Origin of the sequence: Sediminibacterium ginsengisoli, from assembly GCF_900167075.1 — a bacterium.
In the GTDB taxonomy this organism is placed as follows: Bacteria; Bacteroidota; Bacteroidia; order Chitinophagales; family Chitinophagaceae; genus Sediminibacterium; species Sediminibacterium ginsengisoli.
Genome location: NZ_FUWH01000016.1, coordinates 1 through 19,893 on the forward strand (window position 1 = coordinate 1; position 19,893 = coordinate 19,893).

The window sequence follows — 19,893 nt, forward strand, 5'->3', positions numbered from 1 at the left end:
CCGAAGGTGGGATATTGAAGTCTTTTTCAAATTCATCAAGCAATTATTCAATTTCAGTCACCTGGTGAATAGAAGTGAAAATGGGATTAAGGTTGTTCTCTATGTCACAATGATCGCAGCCATTTTATTAAGCGCTTATAAAAAAGAAACGAAACAACCGGGATATAAAATACCCAGGCTGAAGTTCGCCGCTGATCTCGAAGCAGAGATAATTAAATATCTGATTATCAAGTGCGGCGGTGATCCCGAAAAAATGAACGCTATTTTATTGTGTAACTCCTCATAAATATCTTTCGAACACCTGTGGTCGCCTGACCAACAACAATTTGAAATATCAACCTATACACTTAGGTTGACGTTCGTAAACAGTCCTTTAAAAATGCTTAATCTATATGCAACTTTACAAATAGAAACAGCGTGCTGCGCTGAGTCCCCTTCGGGAGACATCAGCGAGAAAAGAAAGACGATGTCAGCGGCCCGAGCACCAGAAATCGTACGATAAAGATTTGCGAACCCGGAAGCGGTTACCTTTTAACTATTACCGGCTAAGCATCTTAGCTGCGCATCATCGCCAGCATGATCATACTGCCAAACAGCACGACTTCGCCCACACGCTGAATGAGTCCGCGGACCGGCATTTTAGGCATGGAGATAAGGATGATGACAAAGAACATGATCACTGCAGCGGTCTTGTAGTCCCAGAAGGGCTGCGGACCAAATTCGTCGGCTGCTTTGGAAAGGAAATAAACTCCGCCTGCGTATTCGATAAAGCCACCGATATTATGAATCTGTTGCCTGGTGCTTCCCTGGAAGGGCGAGCCCGGATCGCAGGGGAAGAATGCTGCCAGCGTATAGCCGGTACCGAGGCAGAAGGAGAGACCGAACAATGGCCCGCTGCCCAGTGAAAGCGCTGTTACCAGGAAACAGGCAATTCCTACCGGAAGGAAAAGTCCTTTATTAACCTGAGGGGAAAGCGGGGCTCCGAATTCGCCCAGTTCACTGATGGTGTCGCGGAGCTGGCTGTGTTTTTTGATGCGGATGCCAAAATAAATAATGCCGATCGCAAGATATACGGTAACAGCAATGGAAAGAATGAAAATCATAATCAGCAGTAAGCAGGTGTAAAATAAGAACAGGATCAGGCTACCTGTTGTGCGATCTCGTCCATAGTGATGCCCATATGACTTTCATCATAAATACATTCACCGTTCCGGATCACCAGCACCTGCGGCGATTCGTGATGTACGTGAAACTTCTCTGCAATTTCATTGGAAATGGAGCGGAAAGCGATCAGGTCGAGGTAATAGAAATCCGCATCCGTATGCACCGATTCTCTTTCCAGTCGTGACAGAACCATAGAACTGATGCTGCAGCGGGTACTATGCTTGAAAATGACCTGCGGCTTACCGGCAGATGCTGCCTGTATATCCGCAAGTTGTTCTTCTTTTGTAAGTTTTATCCAGTTGATCATTGCGCTCCGTTTAAAAATACCTGCCGTTGTTATATCTTAAAATAATTCGGATTGGTGGTTGGACAGCCTTTACCTTTACTGGAAGCGCAGGAAGACAGGAACACCGCGCCGGAAAATGCAAGAAGCGTCAGTATAATAATCTTTTTCATACCTGATAATTAAATATGATATTAGCCTTAATTTGGCTTTTACAAAGGTAAAGATAAGGTGTGGCATGGAAATGCAGCCTGTCAGGTCTGCCGATTATTCTTAAAATGTGTTAACATATCAGATCATGAAGGTTCATTTTATATCGATTGGAGGTAGTGTGATGCACCAGCTGGCTATTGCACTGAAGCGGAAGGGGTACCAGGTAACCGGTACTGATGATGAGATATTTGAACCTGCACTGGGCAATCTGGCCGCCGAAGGATTGTTACCTGCGGCGATGGGCTGGCAGCCCGATCTGATCAGTCCGGATCTTGACGCAGTGATCCTGGGTATGCATGCCCGTATCGACAACCCGGAACTGGTGAAAGCCCGGGAACTGGGGTTGAAGATCTATTCTTTCCCCGAATATATCTATCATGAAAGCAGGCAGAAGCAAAGGATCGTGGTAGGCGGAAGCCATGGCAAGACCACCACTACGAGTATGATCATGCATGTGCTGAAAACCCTGGGCAGGGATTTCGATTATCTTGTCGGGGCCAGGCTGAACGGTTTCGATCAGTCGGTTAAAATAACAGATTCGCCGCTGATCGTTTGTGAAGGTGATGAATATCCGGCCAGTGCGATCGAGCGTAAGCCTAAATTTCATTTCCTTTTTCCGCATGTGGCGATCCTTACAGGGATTGCCTGGGATCATATCAATGTATTTCCCACTTTTGAGATCTACCTGGAGCAATTCCGCATTTTTATCGGGAAAATAGAAGCCGGCGGCCTGCTCATCTATAATGAAACAGACCCGGTACTTGCAGCGCTGGTTGATGAGTGCCGCAGGGAAGACCTCCGTTACCAGCCATATGGCGTACCGGAACATACTATTTCAAACGGCGCCACCACGGTAACGCTGGATGGTGTGAGCGGCTCACTGCAGGTGTTCGGCAACCATAACCTGATGAACCTGAATGCGGCTTTTTATGCCTGCCGGGAAACAGGTATTGCCGCCGCGGATTTTATTCCTGCCATCGGCAGTTTTGCAGGAGCATCCAAAAGACTGGAACTGCTGGCAGCGAATAACGACACGAATGTTTACCGTGATTTCGCCCATGCACCCAGCAAGGTAAAAGCAACCATTGAAGCGGTAAAAAAACAATATCCCGAACGCAGGCTGATCGCGTTGCTCGAGCTGCATACCTACAGCAGTCTCAATGCCGATTTCATGGAGCAATACCAGCATGTGATGGATGAAGCCGACGAGGCTGCGGTATTTTATTCGAAGCACGCGCTGGAGATCAAAAAAATGCCGGAACTCGCGGCAGATAAGGTTGTGACAGGTTTTGCAAAGCCCGGACTGGAAGTGATTACAGACAGGGATACGCTGCAAGACTGGCTGGAAGCAAGGAATTACCGGCAGTCAAATCTTCTTTTAATGAGCAGCGGCAATTATGATGGGCTGGATATGCTTACATTCGCAAAAAAAATCACGCAAACTTCAACCTAAGAAAACCTCGTTCCATCCAATGAAACTTCAACTTACGCGCCCCATTGCATTTATTGACCTGGAAACAACAGGTGTTAACATCAGCACAGACAGGATCATTGAACTTGCTGTTGTAAAGATCATGCCGGATGGCAGCCGCCAGGTGAAGCGTAAACTGATCAATCCGCTGATGCCTATCCCTGCCGGCTCTTCCGAAATCCATGGTATTACAGACGAGATGGTAAAAGACGCACCTTCTTTTAAACAGGTGGCCAATGAAGTAAAACAGTTCATCGACAACTGCGATCTCGCCGGTTATAACAGTAACCGTTTCGATATACCCATGCTGATTGAAGAATTTCTGCGCATTGGTATCGATTTTTCAACCGATGGCCGCAGGCTGGTGGATGTACAGAAAGTATTTCATATGATGGAACAGCGTACGCTAAGCGCTGCCTATAAATTCTATTGCCAGAAAAACCTCGATGGCGCACACAGCGCAGAAGCAGATGCCACTGCAACCTGGGAAGTGCTGGAAGCGCAGGTGGAACGTTATCCGCAGATCGGTAATACCGTAGAAAGTATTGTGAAATTTACCGGTGAAGATGATATCGTGGATTTTGCCCGCCGTTTTGTAAAAGACAAAGGTGTAGAGGTTTTCAACTTCGGCAAACACAAAGGCAAACCCGTTGTTCAGGTGCTGAAGGAAGAACCACAGTACTACGACTGGATGATGAAAGGTGATTTTGCCATGAATACCAAGCAGAAACTGACCGAAATACTGAACCGCACTCTGTTAAAAAAAGGGTAAGTTTGGTTATTCACGGGTGTTTTTACCCGATTTGGCGATCCGGATCGCAGGATTATGCCTGCGAATTGTAACTTAGCGCAAAACAATAAAAGTTCCCTGGCTATTTGGAAAAGTTAGTTATCATACCAACCTATAATGAAAAGGATAATATCACAGCTATTATCGAAGCCGTATTTGTGCTCGATCAGGGCTACCATATCCTTGTGATTGATGATGGATCTCCCGACGGTACTGCTGCGATCGTTAAATCGCTGATAGCTGTTTATCCCGGAAAATTATTCATTGAAGAAAGAAGCGGCAAACTCGGACTTGGTACCGCTTATATACACGGTTTCAAATGGAGCCTTGACCGGGGGTACCAGTTCATTTTTGAAATGGATGCCGATTTCTCCCACAATCCTGCAGATCTTGAACGTCTTTACAATGCCTGCAAATACGAACAGGCAGATGTTGCCGTAGGAAGCCGTTATGTACCCGGTGGAAAAACAGAGAACTGGCCGCTCGACAGGAAATTATATTCCAAGGGCGGCGCACTATATACCAAACTCATTACCTGGATGCCGGTAAACGACCCTACAGCGGGCTTTGTATGTTACCGCAGCACAGTGCTGGAAACCATTAACCTGGACGAGATCACATTTGTGGGCTATGCATTCCAGATCGAAATGAAATTTGCAGCCTGGAAGCTCGGCTTCAGGATCAAGGAAGTGCCTATCACTTTCATCGACCGTAAAATCGGTGTAAGCAAGATGAGTAAAGGCATTATCAAAGAAGGTGTAATAGGAGTGCTGCGGATCCAGTGGGACAGTATGTTTAAAAACTACCGCAAGCGCCTGAACAAAAACAGCTTCGATACCACATCTGCAGAGCGGAAAGCAAGTTAACCCTGTCACAACCAGGCCAGCCTGCAAAAGATCAGCCGTGCTTATAACGGCGGAGTTTAGTCCATTCGCGTGCTCTTAAAGCATCCAGCACCAGCCAGGTGGCAATACCCGACAGCACAGCAAGCATAATTACTACCACCATGAACTGGTAAAGTAAATAATGCAGCAGCGCCAATAAAGCCGGGATAAACATGGCAATCAGCGTACGCACAAAACTTCCCTTCGGCGCATTGGATTGTTCTTCTGAAAAAGGAAGCTGTGTAATAGATATATAGGCCATCAGCGAAGCGATCAGTAATATATTGGCCATCCCCAGCAAAAGATTCGGAATTATTTTAATACCGATCACCGATACGGCAGCTATAGTGATCAGTAAAACAACAGGAACAAAGAATTTTACGATGGTGGCTTTCACGGCACCGCTGATCAATTCACCCGGAGTGCGTACCGGTGTGGTATAATAGATCCAGGCGGCTTTGTATTTGTCTGAATAAATTAATTGGGGCAGCGCCATCATCAGGATAAAACTGCTGAAATAAGTAACTCCCATAAAAATGAATTTACCCGAACCCTGCTGGTTGCGTATAGTGGTAAGGGTGAGTCCATTGGAATTCATGAACATGATCACGAGATATACCAGCATATAACCGAAAGCCGGGTACACTTTCAGTTTGAAATCACGACTACGGCCCGTCATTTTCCAGGTAAGCAGGAATGACATACGCTCAGCACCCGGCCTGGTGATTAATGATGCCAGTCTGGACGACAGCGTACGCGTATTCCCTCTTGCCTTTGTTGCTTTTTCCGTTGCTGCCGGCCCACTGTCTGCGCTTCCGCTGATCATGGCCAGTTTGCTGTTGAAAGATGGCGCAAAATATTTTACAACTGCCCAGATAGAAAGCGCCGGCACAGCAATGCTTGCAAGGAAAGAAATGAAATGCGGCCAGGTAAACCGGAATGAATAGAGGAACTGCCAGCTGCCGGCGAACCAGTAAGAAGGAAGGAGCCAGGCCCAGGCTTTTCCTTCGATACTGAACTGTTCATAAAGTGCTTTATTAATGAGCCGTGGTACGATCTGGTAACTGCCATAAATAAATACGGCAAAGAAGATCTGGAAATAACTGATCACAGTTTTGAACCTGGCCGGCGTTGTGATACGAAGGATCACAAGATAAACGGCATTGATCAGGAAAATAGTAAACAGTGTAGCTGCTCCAACCATCAGCATAAAAGGAATGACGGAACCCCAGCCCGTTTTCACAATAAGATAAATAAGTCCCGGCAATGTCATCGGGATCATCATTTTCGATATATGTATAATGATATGCAGTAACCGCGCCAGGAGGAAGGTTTTATCATTTACCGGTTTGGGCAGTATGATCATTGTATCTCTTACATCGATCAGTACAGATGTGAAATCCGAGATCAGTGTAAAAGCCAGCATGAATATATAAATGGCAAAATAAAGGGTGAGCTTTGTAATGTATTCTGTGCCGACAAAAAATGTGGTCAGGAAAAGTAACCCAACCACGGCAGACACGATCATGGTACCGATCGTGGCGAATTTCGAAGGGTTTTCATTTTTTCCCTGGGTTTGACGCAGACTGTTGGGGCGTCTGTCGTCCATCATCAGTTTGGTGGAAAGGATGGCTTTCAGTTGTGCAGTATTCACTCCCATACGCCTGTATAAAGACGATGGCTGCAGCAATAAAAAAAGATAGGCGCGGTTGATGATGTTCATAACGTAAGGTTAATGTCCGAATGCGTTCATGAGCTTGTCGGCCGCATCTGTGAGTGTGTCTTTTGCAGTCAGCTGCGCAAAAATATGTTCGAGGCTGTGGTTGCCCTGCTGTTGTTTCAGTTCTTCGAAACTGCCGTCTGCTATCACTGTTCCGTTATTGATGAGCACAATGCGGTCGCTTACTTTTTCTACGATATCCATCATGTGACTACAGTAGAAAATAGTTTTACCATCACGCGCCAGTTTGCTGATCAGTTCTTTTACAATGATCACACTGTTGGCATCCAGTCCGCTCAATGGTTCATCGAGGATAATGATGTCGGGATTATGTAAAAGCCCTGACACGATCAGCACTTTCTGACGCATGCCTTTGCTGAATGTATCCATGCGCTGGTTGACATTGGTTTCCAGTCCGAAAGCCGAGAGCATTTTCATCATCCGTTCCTGTGCGAGATCTGCCGGAATCCCATACAGTTCAGCCATAAAGCCAAGGAATTCCGCAGGCGTAAGCACTTCATATAATTCTGCAAGTTCCGGCACATAACCGATGCGGCTTTTTACGGCAAGGGGATCATTGCGCAGATCGATGCCATCAACCGTTACTTCGCCTTCATAATCCGAAATCAGTCCGCAGAGAATTTTCACCGTAGTGCTTTTACCCGCGCCGTTGGGGCCGATATATCCGATTACCTGGCCGCGGTATATGTCGAGATTGACGCCGTTCAATACCTGTTTATTGCTGTAATGTTTATGTACATTTTTCAGGCTGATGATGGGGTTCATATCAATACACTTTGTCGCTTTATGGGAAATATAAGATTCAGTCTGCCTTTACCTTCATCACAACTTTTTTCACACGGGTTGGTGTTCCCGAAATGATGCCAGGCATATGCAGGTCGGTAGGATAGAGGATCGCAAACATGAAAGGCTGCAGTTTCGAGAAAAAAGCCGGCCGTTCTGCAAATATCATCTCATCTGTTTCCGCGTTATAAGGAACAGAAGGCAACTGATCCTGTAACAACAGGTGCCCGATCAGTTCTTCACCCGCCAGCAGGTACTGGATATCAATATAGGTTTTATGTGATTCCAGCTGTTCGGATGCTGCATCTTTTGTGTCGTATTCATCCACAATGGCAATAATATTTTCACCGTCTACTTCATGTTTGCCAGTCGGGATAGCAGCAAAATCTGTTTCCTGCAGAAATACCAGTGCCTGCCGGATGCGGCTTCCCAGTGTGTAATACCGCGAAGCATATGCAATATCATCGATGATCATCCTGTTAATTTACGGTAAGGTATTCAATTTGCCGCGATACGGGTTGGTTTTATTCCACTTCCACCCAGGTATGATCAGCCAGCAGTTTAACGGAGGCGATAAACTGCCTGAAAGGTCCGCCGGCGCCCCATTCGGAAGGCGCTACCATGGAGAGGGTATGTGTTCCGTCTTTTTTTTCATAGAGATGATATACCTGGCCGATAACAGGTTTGAAGCTCAGTTTTGCATCATAGATCATCAGGCTCAGTTCTTTTCGTTTCCTGATCTCCTGTGCCTGCCTTGCCAGCAATTCGATCTGCTGCCGGATCTGCAACAGCTGCATTTCTGTCTGTTCTTCCATCGCGGTGAGGGCACTGTGCCTGATCATTCCTTCTTTCGTAGCGCGTATGGCTACACCGCCAACGGAAGCTGCATAAGGTAATACACTTAATTGTTTATGGTAGATCTCGGTATTGGTGAACGATCCTTCTTTACTGTCTTTTCCTTTCTGTATTACCTGCATGTAACCGTTGGGAAGGATATTGTGTTCGATCTCCAGTACAGGGTTTCCTGCTTTAAGCAAACGTACCAGTAAATAATGACTGCCGGTAACTGTTGCGCTGATCTGGTCGGCATCCTCGCCGTTGAGCGGATGTTCGAGCCCGTCGGGCACCACTTCGTATTCGGCGTGGAATGCTTCATCTTCTATTGTAACCCAGCTCATGATGATACGAAGTTTTATATCATCCGGACTTTCAATCCGGTAATTGCCGCTCTTCGGCGCCACCCCATGTTCAAACCGGCATTTCTCAGGGAATAACTGCCAGCTGGCTAAAAAATTATATGCTTTTGTCATACACTTTACCTCGTATACAAACCTACGATAATAATTATCTTGCTCAGCCTGTACATATGTCAATAAATGCTGTCTGCCATCTTCCGAAGCCGGCAAGGATAGCCTGACTCTTCAATGGCAGATGCGTGAACAATACGATCATAACCCTTACAGCAGGTTAGGATCACGCTGGTTCAGCAATGGGTTGGAAGCGAACAAAGAACAGGTGCGTAAAATAACGGATCATATTACAGGTACACCCGGAAAGGTTTATGCTGACAGGCTTCCTTTATACAGGTCGTTATTACCGGCTGCCATTCATCGTGCCGGTAACTATTGTACAAATCGGATGGAAAGAAATAATTTGAATATCAGGACTCATTTAAAATGCCTTGCCAGGAACCATCTGTTTTAGTAAACGTATTGAATTACCGAATGCCTGCCTCTGGATTTATCTTAGGTCCGGCCATCGTATTTAATAGAAGTGAACTCTAATTTTTATCCTTACAGACAACTGGAACGGCAGTTATTTTCGTCCCAGCCATATCTTCAATAACAAAAACGGTAAAACCACCAACGCTGAGCCCCATAGCTCCTTGCCTGAAAAGTATGCCGGGTATTGTTTTACAACCGCCATCTGTATGACGCCGGCAATAACAATAGAAATGTGCAGGATCAAATGACTGCGGTTAAAAGCTTTTATATCCGCATGGTTCAGCCCGTTATACCTCAGGTACAGGTAATATTGTACTCCAAAAAGCACCATGTTGATGTTGAAATAGGTGTTACGCAGTAATAAGATTCGCAGATTTATTTTCAGCAGATCAAGATTGTCCCAGTTGAGTATAATGCCAAACAGTACCACAATAAAGATCACATAAAGGAAGAGCAGGAAAAAGCTGCCCTTCATCTGGTGGTAAACGGCTGCAGTATTACCTTCTTTTCTGTTAAGCACAATGGAATTAACAACCGTTCGCACCAATTCCTGGGCCCAGAACAGGTATATAATATAGAAAACCGTTACCTGGCCCTGCACCACACCCCAAATGGTGATGAGCAGAAAAGTAATGGTTTCGATTTTACGAAAAAGATTTGCGTTCAATGCTGTTTTTTTCAATGCGATAAATGATCGTTCACGCAATTCCTTCCCGCCCGACTAACTTACGGAACTTCCTGTAAGGAAAAGGAACATTTTTGCATAGCAGGAGCATGAAAACGTTAACCAATCTGCCCAGGATTTATTTCCGGTTTACATATCCGCATAAAAAAGCTGCAGTAAACAATGCTCACTGCAGCCGATATCTTCAAAATCACTGAACGCTACTGTACAGTAACCCAGACTTTAACATCTCCCCATGACAACGCTACTTCACCAGCTTTGCTGATGGTATAAGTAAGCCTTTCAACCGGTGCTGCTGTTTTACCTGCTTTTGCCGGTACACGCAATGCATCCTGATCCTGTGCATATGAGAATGCTCCCCACTGCTTGGCTACTTTGTTGAAGATGAATGTCCACTGCCCATTCTGTACCAGCGTAAAGAAACCATATTTTCCTGCCGGCAGGGTCTGCCCGTTTATTTTTACATCTTTACTCACTTCAAATACAGTGGCGTCATTAGCGCCGGCACGCCATACTTTACCATCCATCGGTTCTACATCTTTTCCCATTACACGACCTTTCAATGCAGGCTGACTGTAATCGATGGTAATCACTGTTCCGTTCGGCAGGGTTTCAGAAACTTTGGCAGCAGGACTCGGCTTGGGTTTGGCTTCCGGTGTCTGCGCCTGTACAGTACCAAAGAAAAATGCCGCAAGGGCTGATAATGCAAATAGTTTTTTCATAGTTGCTTTTTGAGGTGAGGGCTGAAATTACAACCAATTGATTAAAATCCGCAATCTGTTGGATGTGCGGTATCAGTTCACTACGGCAAACTCCGGCCTTTTGATAAACTGGCTGTTGTATTTGAACCGCAGATCTGTTGAGAACGCAATATACCAGGTGGTAGTACGGCTTCCATTGGTTCTGGGAATATAACTCGCCCGTAATTCCATTGTACCGAATACCAGGTTTTCATTCCGCGTTCTCGCACCTGCGCCAATTGCCGTATAAATATCTCCTTTATGAAGATCTGCGCCGATGGTCTTGAGATAAGAAACATTCGCAAAAGTGAATGGCGCAAAGCTGAAACCCAGCAGTTTCCAGGTATTGTAGAACACGGATTCACCGTTGAATGTGATCCGTGTGGAAGCCCTGATGTTTTCATTACTCAGCAACGGGATCCCGTAAATGCTGGATAACAGCAGCGGCTCATTATAGATCGTTCTTGCCTGCTGGGTGATGCTGCCGCTGATAAAATGCCGGAGGAACCATTTGCTGTTCCCTAATTTCCTGAGCCGCGTAAAATAATCTATGCTTGTGAGGAAGCTGATGTCTTCCAGGAGATTCTTATTAAAATAGGTTCCCGCACGGATCGTATAGTTCAGGTAGTTTTTCCGGTTGGAGAAATAGTTACGCTGGTATTCAAACCCGATATAAGGCCGGGTTGCCTGACCTCTTCTGCTCAGCCCGCCGGTAAAGGACAGGTTGAAGCCTTCCGGTACGTCCTCATTCCGTCCAAAGCCATACAGGAAATTGGTATGGTAATAATCCTGCTCGAAAATAGTGAATGAGCCGAGTACACTTACCAGGTCCGAATAGTATACGTTATACAGGTTCTTGTAAAGATCCGGCACATCGGTAAACCGGCGGTGAATACCCCTTAACGCTACGAATTTCTTAAGCCTGGAGTTGAAATTTTCCTGCAGTCGTTGTTTGGCGCCCAGGTTATAACCTATCCAGCCATCGAATAGCCGGTAATTGTAACGGAAATCACTATTGTAGACCGAATCAGGTTTATAGGCATTTTGTGTAAAGCGCACTGCGTATTCGAGTCCTCCCGTCCACACATGGTATGGACTCGGTAATGGCAGTTCGGCACGCAGGTATAAGGCTTTTTCCTCTCTCCGGCCACTGTTGAAAGCCGGTGCTTCGGTCTGGTAACCGACCGCAACGTTGATGAAAGTACCCGCTATATTCCGCTTAAGTGCCTGGAAACCAAATCCGTAAGTAGGGCTTCGGTCCATATCGAAATAGCTGATGAACTGGATCCGGTTCCCGGTTCCTACCAGGTTATCATCATTTACCTCAATGCTCCCGCTCGTAGGCGATCCGAGATCGGCACTGCCGCCAACCGGAAAAACGTCTTTACAGATGATGAGCACATCCACCGAATCGGTATTGCCCGGCAATTCCTTGATCTCGATACGGGCATCCTGCAGGTAACTTAATTCACGCAGCAGCTTTTCATTATCGGCCATGAGGTAGGGGTAAACCGTATCGCCCGGCGCAAAAAAGAGGTTATTCAAAATCACCCGTCGCCGGGTACTGGTGTGAAGGGCATCACCCGCACGGCTGAAAATATTCCGGGTCACTTTATTGGTGTCGTTCACAAACTTCTCAAAGCCCAGCTTCTCGATCTGGATCTCACGGATCACTTTACCGCTGAACTTCCGGAATACAGAATCATTCTTTACAGCACCAGTGGCCAGTATAGCAGGGGCCGGGTTATTGACCGAAAGGCTTTTCCCTATTTTCCCGAGCAATCCCTTCTTTCCCGCCAGGAAAAAAGCTGTGTCCGCCTGTTGTTCCTGTGCCCGGGCCTCAGAAACCAGGCAAGAAGCAGCAACCAGCAAAACATATAAAAAACGCGTTGGCATATCGGGTTGGCGGAATGATGCGAAAATGCTGTCAAGTTAACATAATCATACCATTCCGCCTTGAAATCACTGGCAACACATCTGTTAATTATTAAACCTGAACTGTGTATTTATTTTCCCAACACCTTCATATTCACGCAAAAAAAACCGCCTTCAACAGAAGGCGGTGGTTGAACAATTGAGGGGAAGAAATACCTTTATTTCTTCAGAACGCTGATGGCGCCGGTCTCGTCTACTTCGAATGCTACATATTCGCCACCCTTATCCATAGATACAAAATATTGAACATCTCCGTCTGCGTTCTCAAACCTGATACACTCTTTCAGGCTGTATTCTGGGTAGGTGTATTCTGAGGTAACAGCAGTGATCGCTTTTTTAGGCAGTTTGTCAAAACCGATGTTGGTGCTGGTTCCGATGAGCTGCCCCTGTGGTGTATAGAACACGCTTACCTGCTGGCCGTCTGTGTTAAAAGTTACTTTATCGTAGTTGATGTCTGAAGTCCAGTTCACATTAACTGCTTTGGTGAACTTGTTTTTGAAATGCAGTGCAGACTTGTTGTTGACATCAGCAATGTTTGCAAAAGCGGTGGTTGTGGCGGCTGCGATAATCAGGGCAGCGATAAATAATTTTTTCATGTGTTTTGTATTTAAATGTTTTAGAGAAATGGTTGTTGTCAATTCGTTTCGTTGTATTGACATGTCAAAAGTATAATCGCGCATTTCGATGACGAAATGGATTGTGATTAGTGACAGACTTTTAAAAACGGTTATGATGAATGGTGTTAACGGGAATGTTAACGTGGGTTAATACTGCCATGCAATCCAATACTGGTAAGCTTTTGCGCCGATTTCTTAATGAAATATTAAAGGCCGTTTTACAGGGATGAAATCAGTGTATCAATTGTCCGCTTTAGGACGAACGGTTGCCCGTCGGTGAGTTAAATGCCGTTTTCCGGGCCTCTGCTGGCATGAGTTTGGTATATCCGCCAGTGTAAACCCTACTAGCTTAATCTTAAAAACAACGCATTATGCAGCTTTTATCATCAAAAAAGATCGTTCTGCTGACCGGACTCGGGGTTTCCCTGCTATCCGCCGGCAGAGCACAGGACACTGCCCTGAATAAACCGGCCCAGCTGTTTTCTGGTACCGGCAGCTACAGAACCTGGTCAATTGGCGTACACGGAGGCATGCTCTTCCCGTCTATAGCTATTGGCGGCAGAAACGATTTTTCCAAAGGACAGGGAACAATCGGTTATGGTGCTTATATCAAAAACCAGATCTCGCACCGTTTCGGAATTCAGGCAGACTTCTTAAGAGGTACCCTGGAAGGCAATAACGACAATGGCGCGCCTCCCGGAACACCTTACAAATCGTTCAAAACAGACATTAACTGGTCGGCAGCCCTGAGCGGGGTGATCACACTGGGTAATATCAACTGGACCCAGCTTCATACTGCTGTACAGCCTTATGTAAGTGTGGGTGGTGGTGTATTGAATTATAACCCTGTAGTTACCAATAACGCCGGTACCGCTATCGATTTTAAACCAGACGGCAGCATCAACAAATTCTTCATTCCCGTAGGTATCGGCCTGAAATTCAACCTTTCGCAGAGCGTAAACCTCGATATGGGCTACCGTATGAATTTTGTGGATGGGGATGACCTGGATGGCTTTTACAACCCGCCATACCTGAGCGATAAATTCTCTTATGGGCATCTCGGCCTCGAATTTGCGCTGGGCGGACGTAACAAACCCCAGCTGGCTACCCATAACCCGGCAGCTCAGCTGAAACAGGATCTGGTAGACCAGAACAATGCACTGCGGGCTTCGCTGAACAATACAGAAGCCAGAGTGAGCCAGCTCCAGCAGGACCTTGCCGCAGCAAGTGGCTGGAAAGCTGAACTGGATAAAATGAAGCTCGACAGCGATAAAGATGGTGTGGCCGATTTCTTCGATAAATGCCCGAACACACCAGCCGGTGAAAAAGTAGACGGCTCCGGTTGCCCGCTGCCTGTTGCCAAAGACACTACTATTATTAAGAAGGAGCAGTATGTGATCACCGAAGAAGACAGGAGAATTGTAAGTGATGCGATCAAAAATCTCGAATTCGACTTTGGTAAATCAACTATCCGCTCTAAATCCTATCCAACACTGAACAGGGTAGCAGAGATCCTGGTGAAGAAAGGTTTCAGCCTGAAACTGGCCGGACATACCGATAATGTAGGTTCAGATGCGGCTAATATGAAACTGTCCAAAGACAGGGCTGAATCGGTAAAATCTTACCTGGTATCTCAGGGAGCCAATCCTTCACGCATTGAAGCGGTAGGTTATGGCGAAAGTCAGCCGATCGAAAGCAATAAAACGGCAGCCGGAAGGCAGAAAAACAGGAGGGTAGAGTTTACATTATATTAGGTTGTAATTGAATAGTGAGAATGCTAATTAAAAATGGTGGTCACCCGGCCACCATTTTTTTTTGATAACGAACAAGACCTGCCCTTTTAAAGGGGCAGGCTTGTTGCTATTGAAAACCAACCAACTACAGAAATGAAAATGTGCTTTATACAAGACGTAAACTTGAAATATAGAATGGATGGCATAGAGACATAACTGCGCCGGAAACGGCGGAACGCGCTCAGGGATACTTACGGTAATAAATCAAAATTCAGTACAATCAATGCCGGAATGCTGCTATGCAGAGACAGGCAGACGTCCCCGATCTGCGGGAAATTTAAATACAGTAAGTGAATCCTGTAAATCAGGCTTTGGGAGGGGGAGGATTGATCTCCTTGTCGTATTTGCTGAGACTGAAAGAATAAGGACTTGGATTGTGCTTACGCGATAGTTCAACTAATCCTTTCATGGTTGCATCTGCATATCTCTCCGCATAAAGAACGGTTGCGGGCTGATGGCAGTGCGTATGGTGTGCAGGGTTATTTCTCGGGATTTTGCTGTCGGGTCTTGCTTGTTTCTGTCTTTTGGCTACAATCTGGTGTGTGGAAGATAACCTCGCGGTTTTTTCGTAAACAGTATGTTCGGATGCAAGTACCCGGGCGGAAATGAAGCGGCTGAAACTGTTAAGCCCCATACCCAGCACCATAAGGGCCAGGACGGTCAGCAGGCATTGGTTCAGTATGTAATAAACACGCTTCATGTTCATTATAAAAAGTAAAAGTAGTAAATAAATTAACCTGAGCAAGAATTACATCATAAAATGGCCCGTTCATTCCTGAAAGGGCCATTTTATTGAGATCAACTGTAAATTCCGGCTTTACCGGCCAGCTTTCTGTTCTTACGCCTGTGGATCAGCTTATGAACCAGTGCATAGATCACCGGCAATATCAGCAGGGTGAGTATGGTGGAAGTGATCAGACCTCCGATCACCACGATAGCCAGTGGTTTCTGCGTTTCAGATCCGATGCCGGTGCTGATGGCTGCAGGTATAAGTCCGATAGCGGCCATGAGTGCCGTCATTACCACAGGCCGCACCCTTGAGATCACGCCCACACGGACGGCGTCGTCGAGTGGCATTTTCTCTTCCAGGTTTTTCCTGAACACCGAGATCAGTATCACACCATTCTGGATACAGACCCCGAACAGCGCAATGAAACCGATGCCCGCACTGATACTGAAATTGAATCCGGTAACATGCAGCGCAAGAATACCTCCGATCAGGGCAAACGGTACATTCATGATTGTCAGCAATGCATCTTTCACATTGCCGAACGTGATGAACAACAGCAGGAAGATCACGAGCAGGCAGCCGGGTACTACCCGGGTCAGCGTATTCGTAGCCCTGATCTGGTTCTCGAATTCGCCGTTCCAGGTAGTTTTGTAGCCTTCGGGAATTTTTACATTGGCTGCCACTTTAGCCTGTGCTTCGCGGATAGTACTACCGAGATCACGGCCGCGTATGGAGAATTTCACGGCGATATAACGCATGTTGTTATCGCGGTAAATGAAGGCAGGGCCGGTAAGTGTTTTAATGTCCGCGATATTCTTCAGTGGAACCTTACCGCCGTCATTTGCAGGAACCATCAGTCTTTCGATCTTGTCCTGATCGTCGCGGAAACCTTCCTGGTAACGTATGCGGATATCGAATTTGCGTTCACCTTCGTATAACTGCGTAGCTGCTTTACCACCAATGGCCATTTCAATCACGCTCTGTGCATCTGCGGTGCTTACGCCATAAAATGCCATTTTACGCTGATCGAGTTCGATGCGGAATTCAGGCTGCCCGAGGTTTTTCAATATCCCAAGATCTTCCACGCCCTGAACGGTTTTCAATTGTGCCATTACATCTTTTGCCGCCTTATCCAGCGTGTTGAAATCCGAACCGAATATTTTTACGGCAAGGGCCGCAGGCACACCTGCAACAGCTTCCGCTACGTTATCGCGGATGGGTTGAGAATAGTTGAATACGATACCCGGGAATTTACTCAGCTGTTTATCCATATCGGCGATCAGGTCATCAACCGTGCCTTTTCTTTCCCATTGTTTCGCAGGTTTCAGGTCTACCTGGATCTGCACATTGAAGAATCCTTTCGGATCGGTTCCGTCGTTGGTACGGCCTACCTGTGTGAGTGTTTGTTTTACTTCCGGAAAGCGCTGTAGTACATCAACCATTTTTGCTGAGATCGTATTGGCTTCATCCAGGGAAACACTCATGGGAAGTTCGGCAGTTACCCATAAAGCGCCTTCGTTCAGCTGCGGCAGGAACTCTGTTCCCAGTAATTTGGCAGAGAACAGGCTGAGCCCCATGGCTGCAATTGCCACCAGCACGCTTTTCTTTTTATTGCGATATACAACTGCCAGTAATTTGCCAATGCCTTTTTCAAAAAAGGATACTACTATATTATGCTTCTCCCGGACATTCTTTCTTAAAAGGATGCTGGACAATGCCGGCACCAGTGTTAAGGTGAAGAGGAGCGCCCCTAACAACGCAAAACCGAGTGTATAAGCCAGCGGCGAGAACATCTTGCCTTCCACTTTCTGGAACGCGAAGATCGGGATCAGGCAGGTAATGATGATCAGTTTGGAAAAGAAGATCGCTTTGCCCATTTCAGCACCTTTGGTCTTGAACAGCCCCAGCTTCGCCAGTTTGTTGAAACGTTCCATTCCCACTTCCCGTGCCTTATGATCGAGTGCCACAAAGAGCCCTTCCACCATTACCACGGCACCATCTATAATGATTCCAAAATCGACCGGGCCCATACTGAGCAGGTTGGCTGTCATTCCTTTCATACGCATACAGATGAATGCAAATAGGAGCGACAGGGGAATCACAATGCTTACAGTAACGGTTGTACGCCAGTCGGCCATAAAGATCAGTACAATAGCCGTTACCAGTATAATACCTTCCACCAGGTTATGGATCACTGTCTCCGTACAAAAATCGATCAGGTTGGTACGATCGTAAAAGGTAGAGATCGTTACACCTTTGGGTAATACACCTGAGTTAAGTTCGTTTACCTTTTCCCGGATCCGGTTCAGCACTTCGGCTGGGTTTTCACCTTTGCGCATGACGATAATACCTTCGATCTGGTTCTGCTGCCTGTTCAGCGCTACCTGTCCGAGTTTAGGCTTGCTGCTTTCGATCACCGTTCCGATATTTCTTACGAGGATGGGAACATTATCGATACGGGTGATGATCACGTTATTGATATCATCGATATTATCCAGTAAACCGATACCGCGCACCACATAACTCTGCCCGTTCTTGTTGATCACATCGCCACCCACATTGATATTACTTTTTGCTACGGCATTGTATACATCGATAGAGGAAAGGTTGTATTTTGTAAGCAGGTTCGGATCCACACTGATCTCGAAAGTTTTCTCTTCACCTCCAAAACTGTTCACATCTGCAACGCCGGGTACCGATTTGAACTGCCTGTCGAGCACCCAGTTCTGTAAAGTGGTCAGATCCCGTATGGTTGTTGTTTTACTTTGCAACGTATAACGGAAGATCTCACCCGTAGGGCCATAAGGCGGCTGCACATCCGGCTTGATCCCTTCCGGCAGATCGGCACCGTTGAGCCGGCTCATGACCTGCTGCCGCGCAAATGCATCATCCACATCATCGTCGAAAATAATCCGGATATAGGAAAGCCCGAATGAAGAAGTGGTTCTGAGGTTCGATTTTTTCTGCACCGAGTTCAATACGGTCTCCAGCGGAATGGTGATGAATTTCTCAACTTCTTCAGCGCTCCGGCCCGGCCACTGGGTAATGATGATGATCTGTGTATTGGTAACGTCGGGAAATGTTTCAATCGGCGTTTCCTTGTAACTCCATACGCCAAGTGCAGCAATCACCGCGGTCAGGAAGAACACGAGGTAACGGTGGCGTAGTGAAAAATGTATGATATTTTTAATGAATTTGTTCATGGTACATGCTTTTGTTTACCGGAAACATTATTGCTCTGTCAATGCCCTGTACAACAGGATCTGGTTCTGGCTGATCACCACATCACCGGCCTGCAGACCCGATTTCAGGTAAGTGATATTGCCGACGGTTTTGCGGATCTCCACTTCGCGTATTTCCAGGTTGCAGTTACCGTGATACACCACCACGAATTTTTTACTGTTATCGAAAATGACTGCTTCGGACGGAATGCTCACCGTTTTTTCTGCAAGCTGGTTCGCAATCACAACGGTGGTGAACATTTCAGGTTTGAGCATGAAGCCTTCATTGGGCAAGGTCATACGGATATGCATTACCTTATTCAAAGGATCCAGTACTTCACTGATCTTATCGATTTTCGCATTGAATGTTTTACCCGGGTAAGCTAGTGTGGTGATCAATGCATTGTCGCCCAGTTTCACTTTGGAGATATCGGCTTCAAATACATTAGCGAGCACCCATACATGACTGAGGTCTGAAATTGTAAACAGGCTGTTGCTGTTATCGGTACGGATATAACTTCCGGCCGTTGTATTTTTTTCCACGATAAAACCACTGGCGGGTGCGGTAATGATATAATTCCCGTTGGCATTGGTATGGCCGCCACCATTGATCTGGATCTGGTCGTTTACTTTTTTACTGGCGATCATTGCCTTCTCATAGTTTTCCTTCGCCAGTGTATATTCCCTTTCGCTGCTGATCCCTTTTTCGTACAGACTTTTTGCATTATTGAGTTCTCTTTTCGCAATTGCCACATCTGCGGAACTGCTGCGCAGATCACTGTAGTTACCTGCAACATCTGCACTGCGGATCACGGCAAGCGTCTGGCCTTTGGTTACCCGATCGCCCAGTGAAACTTTAACTTCAAGTACCTGTCCGCCGCTGAAAGGGAAGACCTTCACTACTTTATTTTCATCGAAGCTTACTTCACCGGAGAGCGAAAGCTGGCTGCTGATATTGGAGATAGCAGCAGTATCCAGTTTAATCAGATGGCTCATCGAGTCACTGATGCATACTTTTGTTGGTGCTGCGGGCGGTGCTTCTGTTTTCTCTTTGCAGGAAGTGAACAGAATACCTGAAGAGAAAACGATACTTATAATAATGTTGATTTTTTTCATGTT

General features: G+C 46.3%; 18 protein-coding genes and 1 pseudogene. 6 read left to right on the forward strand and 13 right to left on the reverse strand.

Going from position 1 to position 19,893, the window contains the following annotated elements; genetic code table 11:
- A pseudogene (locus B5D42_RS18055) lies at positions 1 to 286 on the forward strand (hypothetical protein); the annotation flags it as partial.
- A 268-nt stretch (positions 287 to 554) separates the two neighbouring features.
- Here the strand turns inward: B5D42_RS18055 and B5D42_RS17540 are convergent.
- Entirely contained in the window at positions 555 to 1,103 is a 549-nt protein-coding gene (locus B5D42_RS17540) for a DUF998 domain-containing protein (protein ID WP_078832853.1), read from the reverse strand.
- Positions 1,104 to 1,138: 35 nt separating this feature from the next.
- Entirely contained in the window at positions 1,139 to 1,471 is a 333-nt protein-coding gene (gene ytxJ, locus B5D42_RS17545; protein WP_245825759.1) for a bacillithiol system redox-active protein YtxJ, read from the reverse strand.
- A gap of 274 nt (positions 1,472 to 1,745) precedes the next feature.
- Here ytxJ and B5D42_RS17550 point away from each other — a divergent pair, with 274 nt between their 5' ends.
- From B5D42_RS17550 to B5D42_RS17560, 3 genes are all read left to right on the forward strand, one after another.
- On the forward strand, positions 1,746 to 3,113 hold the full coding sequence (locus B5D42_RS17550) for a UDP-N-acetylmuramate--L-alanine ligase (RefSeq protein ID WP_078832854.1): 1,368 nt from the start codon (positions 1,746 to 1,748) through the stop codon (positions 3,111 to 3,113).
- A gap of 19 nt (positions 3,114 to 3,132) precedes the next feature.
- The gene (locus B5D42_RS17555; RefSeq protein ID WP_078832855.1) at positions 3,133 to 3,903 is read left to right on the forward strand and encodes a 3'-5' exonuclease; all 771 of its coding nucleotides are present in this window, start codon (positions 3,133 to 3,135) and stop codon (positions 3,901 to 3,903) included.
- 104 nt (positions 3,904 to 4,007) lie between these two features.
- Entirely contained in the window at positions 4,008 to 4,787 is a 780-nt protein-coding gene (locus B5D42_RS17560; protein WP_078832856.1) for a polyprenol monophosphomannose synthase, read from the forward strand.
- 31 nt (positions 4,788 to 4,818) lie between these two features.
- Here the strand turns inward: B5D42_RS17560 and B5D42_RS17565 are convergent, their stop codons facing one another.
- From B5D42_RS17565 to B5D42_RS18060, 4 genes are read right to left on the reverse strand one after another with little or no spacing between them, the layout of a single operon-like run.
- Positions 4,819 to 6,528 carry a hypothetical protein gene (locus B5D42_RS17565; RefSeq protein ID WP_139367229.1) on the reverse strand — a complete coding sequence of 570 codons (1,710 nt, stop codon included), beginning with the start codon at positions 6,526 to 6,528 and terminating at the stop codon, positions 4,819 to 4,821.
- Between the two features lie 9 nt (positions 6,529 to 6,537).
- A complete protein-coding gene (locus tag B5D42_RS17570) occupies positions 6,538 to 7,311 on the reverse strand; it encodes an ABC transporter ATP-binding protein (protein ID WP_078832858.1) in 774 nt (257 codons plus the stop codon).
- A gap of 37 nt (positions 7,312 to 7,348) precedes the next feature.
- Complete coding sequence (locus B5D42_RS17575) at positions 7,349 to 7,804, reverse strand: NanQ anomerase/TabA/YiaL family protein (RefSeq protein WP_078832859.1); 456 nt, start codon at positions 7,802 to 7,804, stop codon at positions 7,349 to 7,351.
- A gap of 49 nt (positions 7,805 to 7,853) precedes the next feature.
- Positions 7,854 to 8,639 (reverse strand): DUF2452 domain-containing protein, encoded by a 786-nt coding sequence (locus tag B5D42_RS18060; RefSeq protein WP_217698860.1) that lies wholly within the window; start codon positions 8,637 to 8,639, stop codon positions 7,854 to 7,856.
- Positions 8,640 to 8,760: 121 nt separating this feature from the next.
- On the opposite strand from B5D42_RS18060, the gene B5D42_RS18330 reads away from it, so the two are divergent.
- Complete coding sequence (locus tag B5D42_RS18330) at positions 8,761 to 9,033, forward strand: IS1 family transposase (RefSeq protein WP_078832860.1); 273 nt, start codon at positions 8,761 to 8,763, stop codon at positions 9,031 to 9,033.
- A gap of 111 nt (positions 9,034 to 9,144) precedes the next feature.
- Here the strand turns inward: B5D42_RS18330 and B5D42_RS17590 are convergent, their stop codons facing one another.
- The 4 genes from B5D42_RS17590 to B5D42_RS17605 form a co-directional block, all read right to left on the reverse strand.
- The gene (locus B5D42_RS17590) at positions 9,145 to 9,720 is read right to left on the reverse strand and encodes a hypothetical protein (protein WP_139367230.1); all 576 of its coding nucleotides are present in this window, start codon (positions 9,718 to 9,720) and stop codon (positions 9,145 to 9,147) included.
- Positions 9,721 to 9,938: 218 nt separating this feature from the next.
- The gene (locus B5D42_RS17595) at positions 9,939 to 10,460 is read right to left on the reverse strand and encodes a DUF2911 domain-containing protein (protein ID WP_078832862.1); all 522 of its coding nucleotides are present in this window, start codon (positions 10,458 to 10,460) and stop codon (positions 9,939 to 9,941) included.
- A gap of 72 nt (positions 10,461 to 10,532) precedes the next feature.
- The gene (locus B5D42_RS17600; protein ID WP_078832863.1) at positions 10,533 to 12,374 is read right to left on the reverse strand and encodes a BamA/TamA family outer membrane protein; all 1,842 of its coding nucleotides are present in this window, start codon (positions 12,372 to 12,374) and stop codon (positions 10,533 to 10,535) included.
- A 197-nt stretch (positions 12,375 to 12,571) separates the two neighbouring features.
- Positions 12,572 to 13,009, reverse strand: coding sequence for a hypothetical protein (locus tag B5D42_RS17605; protein WP_078832864.1), 438 nt, complete (start codon positions 13,007 to 13,009; stop codon positions 12,572 to 12,574).
- Positions 13,010 to 13,401: 392 nt separating this feature from the next.
- On the opposite strand from B5D42_RS17605, the gene B5D42_RS17610 reads away from it, so the two are divergent.
- Positions 13,402 to 14,784 carry an OmpA family protein gene (locus B5D42_RS17610; RefSeq protein WP_078832865.1) on the forward strand — a complete coding sequence of 461 codons (1,383 nt, stop codon included), beginning with the start codon at positions 13,402 to 13,404 and terminating at the stop codon, positions 14,782 to 14,784.
- Between the two features lie 343 nt (positions 14,785 to 15,127).
- Here the strand turns inward: B5D42_RS17610 and B5D42_RS17615 are convergent, their stop codons facing one another.
- From B5D42_RS17615 to B5D42_RS17625, 3 genes are all read right to left on the reverse strand, one after another.
- The gene (locus B5D42_RS17615) at positions 15,128 to 15,529 is read right to left on the reverse strand and encodes a hypothetical protein (protein WP_078832866.1); all 402 of its coding nucleotides are present in this window, start codon (positions 15,527 to 15,529) and stop codon (positions 15,128 to 15,130) included.
- A gap of 92 nt (positions 15,530 to 15,621) precedes the next feature.
- Positions 15,622 to 18,756, reverse strand: a complete 3,135-nt coding sequence (locus B5D42_RS17620) for an efflux RND transporter permease subunit (RefSeq protein ID WP_078832867.1) — start codon at positions 18,754 to 18,756, stop codon at positions 15,622 to 15,624.
- A gap of 27 nt (positions 18,757 to 18,783) precedes the next feature.
- Positions 18,784 to 19,890, reverse strand: coding sequence for an efflux RND transporter periplasmic adaptor subunit (locus B5D42_RS17625; protein ID WP_078832868.1), 1,107 nt, complete (start codon positions 19,888 to 19,890; stop codon positions 18,784 to 18,786).
- Positions 19,891 to 19,893 lie beyond the last annotated feature (3 nt).

Coding starts and splice junctions, on each gene's coding strand:
- B5D42_RS17620 (WP_078832867.1), bottom strand. CDS start 18,756: ATGAACAAATTCATTAAAAATATCATACATTTTTCACTACGCCACCGT.
- ytxJ (WP_245825759.1), bottom strand. CDS start 1,471: ATGATCAACTGGATAAAACTTACAAAAGAAGAACAACTTGCGGATATA.
- B5D42_RS17540 (WP_078832853.1), bottom strand. CDS start 1,103: ATGATTTTCATTCTTTCCATTGCTGTTACCGTATATCTTGCGATCGGC.
- B5D42_RS17575 (WP_078832859.1), bottom strand. CDS start 7,804: ATGATCATCGATGATATTGCATATGCTTCGCGGTATTACACACTGGGA.
- B5D42_RS17610 (WP_078832865.1), top strand. CDS start 13,402: ATGCAGCTTTTATCATCAAAAAAGATCGTTCTGCTGACCGGACTCGGG.
- B5D42_RS17555 (WP_078832855.1), top strand. CDS start 3,133: ATGAAACTTCAACTTACGCGCCCCATTGCATTTATTGACCTGGAAACA.
- B5D42_RS17595 (WP_078832862.1), bottom strand. CDS start 10,460: ATGAAAAAACTATTTGCATTATCAGCCCTTGCGGCATTTTTCTTTGGT.
- B5D42_RS17550 (WP_078832854.1), top strand. CDS start 1,746: ATGAAGGTTCATTTTATATCGATTGGAGGTAGTGTGATGCACCAGCTG.
- B5D42_RS17570 (WP_078832858.1), bottom strand. CDS start 7,311: ATGAACCCCATCATCAGCCTGAAAAATGTACATAAACATTACAGCAAT.
- B5D42_RS17605 (WP_078832864.1), bottom strand. CDS start 13,009: ATGAAAAAATTATTTATCGCTGCCCTGATTATCGCAGCCGCCACAACC.
- B5D42_RS17600 (WP_078832863.1), bottom strand. CDS start 12,374: ATGCCAACGCGTTTTTTATATGTTTTGCTGGTTGCTGCTTCTTGCCTG.
- B5D42_RS17615 (WP_078832866.1), bottom strand. CDS start 15,529: ATGAACATGAAGCGTGTTTATTACATACTGAACCAATGCCTGCTGACC.
- B5D42_RS17565 (WP_139367229.1), bottom strand. CDS start 6,528: ATGAACATCATCAACCGCGCCTATCTTTTTTTATTGCTGCAGCCATCG.
- B5D42_RS18060 (WP_217698860.1), bottom strand. CDS start 8,639: ATGACAAAAGCATATAATTTTTTAGCCAGCTGGCAGTTATTCCCTGAG.
- B5D42_RS18330 (WP_078832860.1), top strand. CDS start 8,761: ATGCGTGAACAATACGATCATAACCCTTACAGCAGGTTAGGATCACGC.
- B5D42_RS17625 (WP_078832868.1), bottom strand. CDS start 19,890: ATGAAAAAAATCAACATTATTATAAGTATCGTTTTCTCTTCAGGTATT.